An 11,834-nucleotide genomic window follows, 5' to 3' on the forward strand; every position below is an offset into this window, starting at 1 on the left:
TGCGCCGCCTGTAGGGCCAAAGGCAAAGTTTTTGCGGCTGCTGGCGCTGGCCTGAGCTCATTAGCAATGCTATCATTTGGGCATTCTCACGTTTAGACGTCTATACATCAAGAGGCAAAGATGAATAACTTAGCCCAGGTCCACCAGTTAAACCCTTATGCTATTCAGCTATGTGCCACTGGCCGCTGGATAGCGCAGCGCCATTGGGTGCCTGCCACCGGAGGAAATTTCTCCATCCGAAGTTCAGCCCAAAGCTGCCTGGTCACCGCCTCTGGCAAAGACAAAGGCGAACTGAGCCCGGCCGATTTACTGCAGGTTGATTTTGATGAGATCAGCTTCAGCTGCCAGGGCAAACCTTCAGCAGAAACAGCGTTGCACTGCGCTTTGTACCGGCATTACCCGGACGCCAAAGCAGTGTTGCATACCCATTCGGTGCAGGCGACCGTATTTTCCCGTCTGATTAGTCAACCGCAGTACTGTTTTGATGGCTATGAAATGCAAAAAGCCATTCAGGGCATTCAGAGCCACCAACAGGCATTGCTGCTGCCGGTATTGGATAACACGCAGGACATGGCAGCGCTGGCCGCTAAAGTGACCCAGCTTGCTGGCACACAAACCCTGCCTTATGCCTTTTTGGTACGCGGCCATGGTCTCTATGTCTGGGGTGACAGCCTGGAGCAATGCAAACGTCACCTGGAAGCCTGGGAATTTCTGATTGCCTGTGAGCTGGAGCGGATTAAAATCTGCGGTTTAGTCTGACGGAGTTCGCATGCCTATCCATGCCATAGTGACCGATATTGAAGGCACCACCACCGACATTCAGTTTGTCAGCCAGGTCCTGTTTCCTTACGCAGCCGCTGCTTTACCGGACTTTATCCGTCAGCAGCAGCACAGGCCCGATGTCGCTGAACAACTGCAACAAATCCGCAATCTGCTCCAGCAACCGGACGCTGAACTAGAACTGGTGATCAGCAGTTTGCTGCACTGGATCCACACCGATCAGAAAATCACGCCGCTCAAAGAGCTGCAAGGTATGGTCTGGGAGGCTGGCTACCAAAGTGGACAACTCAAAGGCCAGCTCTACGATGACGTAGTACCGGCGTTAACGCAGTGGCAGCAACAAGGCAAAGCATTGTATGTGTACAGTTCCGGCTCTGTTGCCGCGCAGCGTTTGTTGTTTGGCTACAGTGTGGCAGGTGATTTAACCGGGTTATTTCAGGGCTACTTTGATACCCATATCGGCGGTAAAAAAGACAGCGCTTCTTACCAGCGCATCGCCGCTGAAGTAGGCTTACCTGCCGCCGAAATTCTGTTTTTATCTGATCATCCGGATGAAATTCTGGCAGCTCAGGCTGCTGGCTGGCATTGCATTCAACTGCTACGGGATGGGCAGAGCAGCCCGCTGCAGCCGCAAGCAAACAATTTTTCTCAGGTCACTCAACAGCTGGAGGCACTATGAGCCAACTGACCCTGTATTCAGCACAGAATGCCACAGAGCCCCAGTGGCAGTCTGAAGACCCAAGCGCCATTGCGGCCAAACTGGCTGACTTTGGCCTGAGTTTCCGCCAATGGCCGGTGGCCACACTGTCAGAGCAGGCCAGCGCAGAGCAAATACTTACTCACTATCAAAGCGAAATCCGTCAGCTGCAAGCCGAGGCTGGTTACCAGACCGCCGACGTGGTCAGCCTGAATGCCGAGCATCCGGACAAAGCGGCATTACGGCAAAAGTTTCTGGCCGAACATACCCATGCCGAAGACGAAGTGCGGTTTTTTGTCCGTGGTCGCGGCTTGTTTTGTTTTCATCTGCAGAACCAGGTGCTGCAACTGCTGTGCACCCAAGGCGATTTAATCAATGTACCTGCCGGTACCCTGCATTGGTTTGATATGGGTTCAGCCCCTGCATTTACGGCAATCAGGCTCTTTACCGACCCCAGCGGCTGGGTTGCGCAGTTCAGCGGCAGCCCTATTGCAGGGCAATTTCCTTTATTGGACTAAGCCTTGCACCATCAGGGTGCAAGGCTGCCACACTGCGGCTCATATCAACTAAAATTCATAAATATTTCGTAATTAAATCATAATCTTAAATTATGGTTTCTTTTTTGCTAACCTGTATGCAGATTAGTTTCGAGTTTCTGACATGGCCATTCATAGTTCATTACGTGGTTTACGCTGTTTTTGTGTTGCCGCCGACTGTTTAAGTTTTAAAGAAACAGCCCGTCAGTTGTACCTGACACCGTCTGCGGTCAGCCACCAAATTAAGCAACTGGAAACAGAGCTGGGCTTTGAGCTGTTTATCCGCCAGACACGGGCCATTGAGCTGTCCAATCAGGGCAAGGCCTTTTACCAGTCGTTGTTGCCTATCATGCGTGATCTGGAGCAGACCTTACGCCATTTTGCTTCGCAGAAACCACCGACAGAACTCAGTATTTCTATGCCTGAATTTTTTGCCAGTGAGTTTTTTGTGCCCAAGCTGGTTGGCTGGTCCGAGCAACATCCGGACATTAACCTGACAGTTGAAACCATTAAATCGCGGCAGGATTCCCCCAAATACACAGATTTGCAGATCCTGTTGGCCAGCGCCAAGCCGGCCGATCATGTCAGTCATGAGTTATTTCCTATCAGCTATATCCCGGCCTGCAACCCAAGCCTGTACCAACAGCTGCTGCCACTGGGCTTTGACGCCCTGCAAAAAGCGCCATTGCTGGTGCACCAGGCACGGCCCTGGGCCTGGCACCACTGGGCCGATCAGGTGGGTATTGAACAGTTTTCACCTAAGCAGGTGATCCAGCTGGACAGTATGTTCAGCGTGGCCCGTGCCAGCCAGCAGGGTCTCGGTATCGCACTGATCCCCTGGCCTATCAGCCACAGCTGGTTTGCCAGCGGTAGCCTGAAACGGCTGTTCAGTGAAGAGCTGCAAAGCCGGGATAAGTACTACCTGGTGCAGCATGAATCGGAAGCCAACAAACCGGAGATCCAACAGCTGGTGGAGTGGATCCTCAGCAGCTTTCGCTTACACAGCTGAATTTTGCTAATCCATTAACGTGATTTATATCCTTTGTCAGTTCTGAGTCAAAACTCTAAAGTACAAATGCAGCGGGTGCTGCAGAAACTTACAGTGGAGAACTCAGATGAAAGCGACAACCTTCAACTTTGGCAAATTGGTAGCCCTGGGGCTGTTGGCCGGAAGTACCTTCGTCGCCAACGCAGCCACTGGTCCATTCAAAATGGCATTACCTGAAAACGGACCGGCTGCAGATGCGATGAAAGCAGGCCAGTACCAGCAGGCCGTTACCGAACTGAACAGCAGCGCGACTGACCTGTTTAGCAAACAAATCAGCTTGTGCGTAGCGCACACTCAGTTATCTCAGTTTGAGCTGGCTGAAAAAGCATGTAGCCAAGCCATCGTCACTGCACGTCGCCTGGAAGGCGAAACGGCCAGCAGCAAGCGTGAAATGCGTGCTCTGGCGTTAAGTAACCGCGGTGTTACCCGTTTACTGCAGCAAGACCCTGTGGCCGCGCTGGCTGACTTTGAACAAGCTCAGTCGTTAAGCAACACGGATTATGGTCAGTACAACCTGGCTCTGTTGCAACAAAAACTGAAAGCCGCTGTTTCACCGGTGCTGACTGCAGCCCGCTAAAACAGCCTGTCACAATGATGTGACCTGATCGACCGGCCGCGGGGGCGGCCGGACTTTTAAAGGAGCAGACTTATGCATGTTGAACAGAATACTCAAACTGGCAGTGCCTGGCTGAGCTGGTTACTGCAGCACTGGTCCTTTTACCAGCAAATTAACGTCAGCCAATGGGATTTGGATGACGAAGAGTTTTTGGGCTGAAGGCCAAGCCTTACTAGTCCCACAATGCGGGTGCGCCTGTCCCTGTTGGGGTTCACCCGCTTTTTTCTTTCTGTAACCCCACCATTTCCTGTCATAATAAGCCCCATTGTCAGCTGAACGAGATGAATCGAATGCGCGTATGCGGTGTGGAAATTAAAAGCAATGAAGCCATTTTGTGCCTGATGGCCAGCAACCAGGGTCTGTTTGAACTGCCGGATTGCCGCAGCAACAGACTGCAGCTGGTCAATGATCAGGACCCGGAACAAATCCGCAAGTTTCAGTTTTCATTGGCCAAACTGGCTGAAGACTACCGTATCAGCCACTTTGTCATTCGGGAACGGCCACAAAAAGGTAAGTTCGCCGGCAGCGCTATTGGTTTTAAAATCGAAGCCGCACTGCAGCTGATCCCAAGTGTGGAAACTGTGATTCTGTCATCCGCTGACATTAAAGAAAGCCTGAGCCGCACCCCGGTGCCGATCGACTTTAAAGAAACTGGCCTGAAAGGCTTTCAGGAACCAGCCTTTATCAGCGCTTACGCCTTTCTGGCCAAATAAACCGCACTGAAATCACCATAAAAAAGGGCTGCGATGGCAGCCCTTTTTGTTATTTTTTCAGGTTCTGCCAATAGGCCGCCAAATCTGCTTTGACTTCCGGCAACAGTAAATACAACGCCAGAATATTTGGCACTGCCATCAGAAAAATCATTGAGTCGATAAAATCGAACACTGCCAGCATATTCGGCACTGCGCCTATGGCTACCACACAGCAGAACAACACTTTAAAACTGCGTTGGGTCAACGGGCTATAGCCAAATAAATAGGTCCAGGATTTCAGGCCATAGTAGCCCCAGCTGATCACTGTTGAATAGCCAAACAACAGCAGCGCCACCATCAGCACCAGCGGAAACCAGTCAAACACCTGAGCAAAAGCGGCGGACGTCATCTGCACTCCGTCAAGGCCAGGCTGGACGTAAACGCCGCTGACAATAATCACTAACGCTGAAATAGTACAAATCACCACAGTGTCGATAAAAGGCTCCAGCAAACCGACAAAACCTTCCGACACCGGCTGGCTGGTGCGGGCGGCCGAATGCGCGATTGGCGATGAGCCAATACCAGCTTCGTTGGAATAGGCAGCACGGCGGAAGCCCTGAATAATGACCCCTATGGCCCCGCCGTAAGCAGCTTCAGGTGCAAAAGCCCCATGCAGAATAGTCCAGACTGCCGCCGGTATAGCGTCCGCATTCAGCACCAGGATCACCAGCGCGGCGCCAAGATAAATAGCGCACATGGCCGGCACCAGCTTGCTGGTAACCCGGGCTATGCTTTGAATGCCGCCCACCACCACCAAGCCCACCAATGTGGCGTAAATCAAACCAAACAACCAGGCATTGTCAAACCCTGTCACCAGTTTTACCTGCGAAAACCCCTGATTCACGTGAACAAAACCGGCCGAACCAAAGACACAGGCGACGGCGAAAAATGCCGCCAGCACTGTACCCAGCCGCGGCAGACCATATTTATCCAGCGCCGCTTTGATGTAATACATAGGGCCACCACTGGTGCTGCCATCGGCATGATAAACCCGGTATTTCACCGCCAGCGTGCACTCAACAAATTTGGTGGTCATGCCCAAAAAGCCAGCCACAATCATCCAGAAGGTAGCACCAGGGCCACCCAAGGCAATGGCGACCGCAACACCAGCAATATTGCCGGTGCCGACAGTACCGGACAGCGCAGCAGACAAGGCCTGAAAGGGGCTGATATCGCCTTTATCGGTAGGCGTGCTGTGCTTACCGCGCACCACCTGGATCGCATGGCGAAAACCACGAATATTGATAAAACCCAGGTAGCAGGTAAACACCACGGCCCCCGCCACCAACCAAAGTACGGTGACCGGCAGTTGCACACCAGCCAATGGAATGCTGTAAAACACAACGGCAGCCAGGCTTGAACTCAACCATTCAAAGGCCTGCTGAAAACTAAAATCTGTCATGGACCACTCTTGTTGTTTTCTGTTAGCGTCGGAATATAAACATCCAGACGGCTAATGTTATAGATGGCTATATTCCGGGGTTCTGCCCCACAGTGCAAGTGCTTTTATCCATGGCACGGCCGCTGTCACCGAATTGCCATTAAGCACACATTTTTATGTCATCTAAAACCACCATGCTGGGCACCTCTGATGAACCCGGAGTATCCTTATGCGCTATTGGTTTTTGTGTGCGCTGTTGTGTTGCAGCACCATGACACTGGCAGGCAACAAAGTGGTGCTGGTCAGTCTGGATGGGGTGCGCTGGCAGGAGGTGTTCGGCGGCTCCGATCCTCAGCTTATCGTGTCGCCTGCCTATGTAAAACAGCCTCAGCTTATTCATACCTATAGCCCCGGCCACGCAGAACAGCTGATGCCGTTTTTACATCAAACCGTCGCCAAGCACGGGGTGCTGGCCGGTGACAGAAACAAGAATTCCAGCGTCAGTGTGACCAACCCGGCGCAAGTCTCCTACCCTGGCTATCAGGAACTGCTGGCCGGATTTGCCGACCCGAAGCTGCTGTCCAATGCCGATATTCCCAACCCAAATCCGACCGTACTGGAATGGCTGGCCACAGAGCAAGCCAGGCAAGTGGCCGTGTTTGGCTCCTGGCAGCTGCTGCCGCAGATCCTGAATACAGCGCGTAGCGGCTTGCTAGTCAATGCCGGTTTTATGCCACTGCAGCAGTTGCACACCGAAAGGGTGCAGTATTTAAACGAATTGCAGCAGAAAACCCCGGCCAGTTTTGCCACTGTGCGACCAGACATTTTTACTCAGGAATTTGCTTTGGAGTACTTACGGCAGAAACAACCGGATGTGCTTTATATTGCCCTTGGCGAAGCGGATGACTTTGCGCACCAGCAGCAGTACGACCGCTACCTGCAGGCCATCCACCATCACGACGCCTTTCTTGCCGAGTTATGGCGCACCTTGCAAAACTTGCCGGCCTACCGCAATCAAACCACCTTATTGATTTCGACCGACCATGGCCGCGGCCTGGCTGAGCAATGGCATCGCCACGGTCAAACCGCAGCACTGCCAGGCTATCCTGCACCTGAAGGCGTGCCGGGTTCAGAGCAAATCTGGTATGCCGCTCTGGGGCCAGGCGTACCGGCGGCAGGCTTAGTGCAAGGGGAGTTTCAGCAGGGACAGCTGGCAGCCACACTAGCCGCCAGTCTGGGGCTGGATTACCGTGCCGCTCAGCCGAAAGCGGCGGCAGCGCTGGAATTTAACAGTCAGTTTCAGCTGGCGTCTGATACAGCTCCAGCGGCTGACCATCAGGGTCCGTAAAAAAGGTGAACAATCGTTGGGTGTAAGGGTCGGTGCGAACAGGCTCAACCTCCACACCAGCAGCAGTCAGATGCGCCACTGCTGCCGCCATATCGGCCACTTTAAACGCCAGATGGCGCAAACCACAGGCTTCAGGCCGCGATGGCCGTGCCGGTGGCGACGGAAAAGAAAACAGTTCCAACTGGCTGCCATCAGGCAACGCCAGATCCAACTTCCAGGATTGGCGCTCAGCCCGGAAATGTTCGGCCAGCACAGTCAAACCTAACACTTGGGTGTAAAAGTGTTTCGAACCTTGGTAGTCGCTGCAAATCAGCGCTACATGATGAATACCTAGCAGCATCAGAACCCCTGCTGTTTTTCCTGCAGTTTCACCAAATCCCAAAGCGCATCCATTTGTTGCAGGTTGCTCTTCTCCGGGGTTAATTGCTGCTCGGCCAGTTTCTGCTCCACTGCACGAAAACGCCGTTCAAATTTCAGGTTAGCATTGCGCAGCACAGTTTCCGGGTTGAAGCCCTGTTTACGCACTACATTCACCAGCGCAAACATTAAATCACCCAGTTCTTCTTCCAGATGCGCATCGCCGCTGTCCAATTCAACCACTTCCTGCACTTCTTCCTGCACTTTGTCCCAGGCGCCTTGCACATCAGGCCAGTCAAAACCAACCTGAGCACAACGTTTCTGCAGCTTGTAGGCACGGCTCAGCGCAGGCAAGGCCTGCGGCACATTGTCCAGCACACTGGTTTTGCCCTGTTGCTGGCGCTCACCGGCTTTGATCGCTTCCCAGTTTTGCAGCACCACGGCGCTGCTGTCAGCCTGCTCATCGCCAAACACATGCGGATGGCGGCGCACCAGTTTTTCACAGATCGCGTTGACGCAGTCGTCAAAGCCAAAACGCTGCTCTTCTTTGGCAATCTGGGCGTAAAACACCACCTGAAACAGTAAGTCGCCCAGCTCATCTTTCAGCTCAACAAAGTCTTCACGGGCAATGGCGTCGGCCACTTCATAGGCCTCTTCCAGGGTGTAAGGCACTATGCTCTGGTAACTTTGTTCTTTATCCCAGGGGCAACCCAGCTGTGGGTCGCGTAAACGGGCCATAATGGCCAGTAAACGATCAATAGCTGCAGACAATGCAGTGGTCCTTTCGGTTAATGAAAGCGTTTCGCCTCGATCACATCATCAATCAGGCTGACTTTGGTCAGCAACTTGTTCAGGGAATCCAGGTTGTACAATTCCAGCGTCATAATAATGGTGGCGGTTTGCTGCGCTATGTCGGAATTACTGCTCATCCGCAGCACATTGGCTTTTTCATTGGCCAGAATACTGGTGATATCGCGCAATAAGCCATTGCGGTCATGTGCCACAATCCGGATGGTTACTTCATACCCTGAGGCGTACTTATCGCCCCAAGTCGCTTCCACCACCCGTTCCGGATGGCCTTCCTGCAGCAATTTGAACTGGTCACAGTCGTCACGATGCACCGCAATACCGCGGCCCTGAGTGATATAACCGACGATAGCGTCACCAGGCAGCGGCTGACAACAACCGGCCATATGGGTCAGCAGGTTACCAACCCCCAGCACCACCACATGGCTTTTCGGCTGGGTGTTCAGTGGTTTGCTAATCAACCGCGGGTCAATTTCCGGCTGCAGCAATTTACCGGACTGGCTTTGAATGTAATGCACCACCTGGGTGACTTTAATTTCACCGCCGCCTATACCAGCCAGCAGTTCGTCCATGCTGTTGACATTAAAGCGCTGCAGCACTTTGCTCGGATTGTCCATCGCCAGATTCAGCCGGGCCAGTTCGGTGTCCAGCAGCTCTTTGCCCGCCAGCACATTTTTGTCTCTGTCCTGCAAGCGGAACCAGTACTGCACTTTGGAACGCGCCCGGCTGGATTTTAAATAACCCAGGTTCGGATTCAGCCAGTCACGGCTTGGGTTGGGCTCACGACCTGTCAGTATTTCCACCTGGTCACCGGTTTTTAACTGGTAGGTAAAAGGCACAATACGGCCAGAAATTTTGGCGCCGATGCAGCGGTGCCCGACATTGGAATGCACGTAATAAGCAAAATCCAGCGGTGTAGAGCCTTGCGGCAAATCGACAATGTCGCCTTTGGGTGTAAACACATAGACGCGGTCTTCTGTGACCTGATTTTTCAGCTCTTCAGCTAAATCGGAGCCATCGGCCAGCTCTTCCTGCCAGGCCAGCAGTTTACGCAACCAGCCAATTTTTTCATCCAGCTGGCCTTCTTTAGCGCTGGCCCCTTCTTTGTAACGCCAGTGCGCGGCCACACCCAGCTCGGCATCGTCGTGCATCTGACGGGTGCGAATTTGAATTTCCACCGGACGACCAACAGGCCCCAGCACCACCGTATGAATAGACTGGTAGCCATTTTGTTTCGGCGTGGCGATGTAATCATCGAATTCTTTTGGCAAATGCCGCCAGGACGTATGCACTATGCCAAGAGCGGCATAACAATCCTGCACCCGCTCTGTGACCAGCCGTACTGCACGGATATCGTACAGCTGGTCAAAGGCCAGGTGTTTTTTCTGCATCTTTTTCCAGATGCTGTAGATATGTTTAGGCCGGCCATAGACTTCCGCCTGAATACCAGCCTGCGTCATTTTGTCCTGCACGGCGGCGACAAAATCCTGCATGTAATGTTCGCGGTCCAGCCGTTTTTCTTCCAACAGGCTGGCAATCTGTTTGTAGGTTTGCGGGTGCAGGTAACGGAAAGCTAAATCTTCCAGCTCCCATTTGATTTGACCAATCCCCAGCCGGTTCGCCAGTGGCCCAAAGATGGCATTGGTTTCTTTGGCAGCCAGTACCCGGGTTTCTTCGTCGGCATTTTTAACCTGACGTAAATAGCAGATTTGCGCTGCCAGTTTAATCACCACGGCACGCACGTCTTCGACCATCGCCAACAGCATTTTCCGCAGGTTGTCGGCCTGCTGCGGGTTGGCACTTTGGTTAGGTCCTACCGGAATAGAACGGATGGCTTCCATTTGCTGCACCGCCGCCAGCATAGCTGCGACCGCAGGGCAAAATTGCTGCTGAATTTGTTCCAGGCTAATCAGCCCGGCTTCCAGCAGCGGAAACAATAAAGAAGCCAACAAAGCATCTTTGTCCATTCGCAGGTCGGCCAGAATTTCCACCATTTCCCAACCGGTCTGAATTTGCTGCAACTGATCGGTACAATCCTGCTGTTGCAACCAGAGTTCAGACTCCAGCAAATACTCAATTTTCGCATCTGGCAACCCCAAAGAGGCCAGCCATGCGGCGGTGCCACCCGGGTGATAGTCAGAGCTGTGAGATTGCCGGACAGTGACCATAACTTACTTTCTCCTTCGAAACAGGGCCATCAGTTCCAGATGGCTGGTCTGAGGAAACATATCCATCGCGGCCAGTTTAACCAACTGGTACCCGGCTGCCAAAAACAGCTTGGCATCCGCCGCAAAACTGACAGGGTTGCAGGACACGTACAATATCCGTGCCGGACCTAAAGCAGCAATCTGCTCAGCGGCGCCAACTGCACCAGCCCGGGCAGGGTCCAGTAGTACTGCGTCGTACACAGGTTGGTTCCAATCCGCCTTAGGCCAGGGCAAATGCAAATCGGCCTGGGCAGCCGTCAGATTACTGATCTTATTCAGCTGCGCATTCTGCTCGATGCGCCGCACCATAGTGGCCACCCCTTCCAGCGCATGCACAGCTTTGGTGCGTTGCGCCAATGCCAGACTAAAGTTTCCGATGCCAGAATACAATTCCAGAATGTTCTGAGTTAGATCCGGCTCCAGCCAATCCAGCGCCTGCTGCACCATCTGCCGGTTCACCTCTGGGTTGACCTGAATAAAGTCGTCAGGTTCAAACTGCAACCGCAGTTTTTGTTCAGCTAACTGGTACTCTGGCGGGCGATAATCAGCTTGCCATGCGGTGAATTCGCCAGGTTGTGCTTCGCCCAGCCAAAAAGCATCAGGCCAGGCCTGAAGTAACAACTGCTGATCGGACTCTGGTAAGGCCCGGATATGGCGCACAATCAGGTAAGCCTGACCATCGGCATCCAGCACTTCGACATGGGTGATGGCACTGCCCTGTTTCAGCTGAGGCAGCACTTGATTCAGCACCGAAAACACCGGCGCCAGCACAGGGCTCAGCACCAGACAATGCGCCACCGCACTGATGGTTTTGTCATTGGCCTGACGGAAGCCAACGGTAAAGCGCTGTTGCTGTTTATCAAACCAGACACCAATCCGGGCACGGCGCCGGTAGCCGGCGCCAGCACTGCGAATAGCCGGTTGCCAGGGTAAATCCTTCAGTCCGGTCTGGTGACAAATCATCTGATCCACTGCCTGCTGCTTCAGCTCCAGCTGCGCTTCAGCAGACAAATACTGCAGCTGACAACCGCCACAATTGGCAAAGTGCGGGCAAGCGGCTTGTTGTCGCAGCGGGGAAGCGTCCAGCACACGGCGTACCTTGCCTTTGGCCACTTTGCTTTTAGTGTCGGTCAGCTGCAGGTCGACGGTTTCGCCCGGCAAGGCGCCACTGGCAAACACAATTTTCCCCTGCCAGTAGCCGATGCCCTGCCCCTGGTGGTCCAGACGGTCAATCTTTAATTGAATGGCTTGATTGGCAGGGCTTTTTTTCGCTTTACCTGCCTGATAAATTTTGACCATCTGGTC

At 53.2% G+C, this 11,834-nt stretch carries 13 protein-coding genes; 8 read left to right on the top strand and 5 right to left on the bottom strand.

Going from position 1 to position 11,834, the window contains the following annotated elements; translation table 11 throughout:
- The first annotated feature begins 120 nt into the window (after window positions 1-120).
- From ACFO3I_RS01385 to ACFO3I_RS01415, 7 genes are all read left to right on the top strand, one after another.
- Window positions 121-759, top strand: coding sequence for a methylthioribulose 1-phosphate dehydratase (locus ACFO3I_RS01385; RefSeq protein WP_377331124.1), 639 nt, complete (start codon window positions 121-123; stop codon window positions 757-759).
- Window positions 760-769: 10 nt separating this feature from the next.
- Entirely contained in the window at window positions 770-1,459 is a 690-nt protein-coding gene (gene mtnC, locus ACFO3I_RS01390; protein ID WP_377331126.1) for an acireductone synthase, read from the top strand.
- Window positions 1,456-1,995, top strand: coding sequence for a 1,2-dihydroxy-3-keto-5-methylthiopentene dioxygenase (locus ACFO3I_RS01395; RefSeq protein ID WP_377331128.1), 540 nt, complete (start codon window positions 1,456-1,458; stop codon window positions 1,993-1,995). Before mtnC ends, ACFO3I_RS01395 begins: the two co-directional genes overlap by 4 nt.
- A 142-nt stretch (window positions 1,996-2,137) precedes the next feature.
- Window positions 2,138-3,022, top strand: coding sequence for a LysR substrate-binding domain-containing protein (locus ACFO3I_RS01400; RefSeq protein ID WP_377331130.1), 885 nt, complete (start codon window positions 2,138-2,140; stop codon window positions 3,020-3,022).
- A 106-nt stretch (window positions 3,023-3,128) separates the two neighbouring features.
- The gene (locus tag ACFO3I_RS01405) at window positions 3,129-3,638 is read left to right on the top strand and encodes a hypothetical protein (RefSeq protein WP_377331132.1); all 510 of its coding nucleotides are present in this window, start codon (window positions 3,129-3,131) and stop codon (window positions 3,636-3,638) included.
- 72 nt (window positions 3,639-3,710) lie between these two features.
- The gene (locus tag ACFO3I_RS01410; RefSeq protein ID WP_337841762.1) at window positions 3,711-3,836 is read left to right on the top strand and encodes a hypothetical protein; all 126 of its coding nucleotides are present in this window, start codon (window positions 3,711-3,713) and stop codon (window positions 3,834-3,836) included.
- Window positions 3,837-3,958: 122 nt separating this feature from the next.
- Window positions 3,959-4,390, top strand: coding sequence for a DUF3010 family protein (locus tag ACFO3I_RS01415; protein WP_377331134.1), 432 nt, complete (start codon window positions 3,959-3,961; stop codon window positions 4,388-4,390).
- Window positions 4,391-4,439: 49 nt separating this feature from the next.
- On the opposite strand, the gene ACFO3I_RS01420 is transcribed toward ACFO3I_RS01415, so the two are convergent.
- Complete coding sequence (locus tag ACFO3I_RS01420; protein WP_377331136.1) at window positions 4,440-5,831, bottom strand: alanine/glycine:cation symporter family protein; 1,392 nt, start codon at window positions 5,829-5,831, stop codon at window positions 4,440-4,442.
- Between the two features lie 208 nt (window positions 5,832-6,039).
- Here ACFO3I_RS01420 and ACFO3I_RS01425 point away from each other — a divergent pair, with 208 nt between their 5' ends.
- Window positions 6,040-7,158, top strand: a complete 1,119-nt coding sequence (locus ACFO3I_RS01425; protein WP_377331138.1) for an alkaline phosphatase family protein — start codon at window positions 6,040-6,042, stop codon at window positions 7,156-7,158.
- Here ACFO3I_RS01425 and gloA2 read toward each other — a convergent pair.
- The 4 genes from gloA2 to rlmD are packed head-to-tail and all read right to left on the bottom strand — an operon-like array spanning window position 7,097 to window position 11,828.
- The gene (gene gloA2 / locus ACFO3I_RS01430; protein ID WP_377331140.1) at window positions 7,097-7,498 is read right to left on the bottom strand and encodes an SMU1112c/YaeR family gloxylase I-like metalloprotein; all 402 of its coding nucleotides are present in this window, start codon (window positions 7,496-7,498) and stop codon (window positions 7,097-7,099) included. The two genes, ACFO3I_RS01425 and gloA2, sit on opposite strands and share 62 nt — an antisense overlap.
- Window positions 7,498-8,286: a nucleoside triphosphate pyrophosphohydrolase gene (gene mazG / locus ACFO3I_RS01435; protein ID WP_377331142.1), complete on the bottom strand. Its 789-nt coding sequence runs from the start codon at window positions 8,284-8,286 to the stop codon at window positions 7,498-7,500. Before mazG ends, gloA2 begins: the two co-directional genes overlap by 1 nt.
- 17 nt (window positions 8,287-8,303) lie before the next feature.
- Window positions 8,304-10,490 carry a GTP diphosphokinase gene (gene relA, locus ACFO3I_RS01440; protein WP_377331144.1) on the bottom strand — a complete coding sequence of 729 codons (2,187 nt, stop codon included), beginning with the start codon at window positions 10,488-10,490 and terminating at the stop codon, window positions 8,304-8,306.
- A 3-nt stretch (window positions 10,491-10,493) separates the two neighbouring features.
- Complete coding sequence (rlmD, locus tag ACFO3I_RS01445; protein ID WP_377331146.1) at window positions 10,494-11,828, bottom strand: 23S rRNA (uracil(1939)-C(5))-methyltransferase RlmD; 1,335 nt, start codon at window positions 11,826-11,828, stop codon at window positions 10,494-10,496.
- Between the last annotated feature and the right edge of the window lie 6 nt (window positions 11,829-11,834).

This window comes from Rheinheimera marina, from assembly GCF_042654345.1.
Taxonomy (GTDB): Bacteria; Pseudomonadota; Gammaproteobacteria; order Enterobacterales; family Alteromonadaceae; genus Pararheinheimera; species Pararheinheimera marina.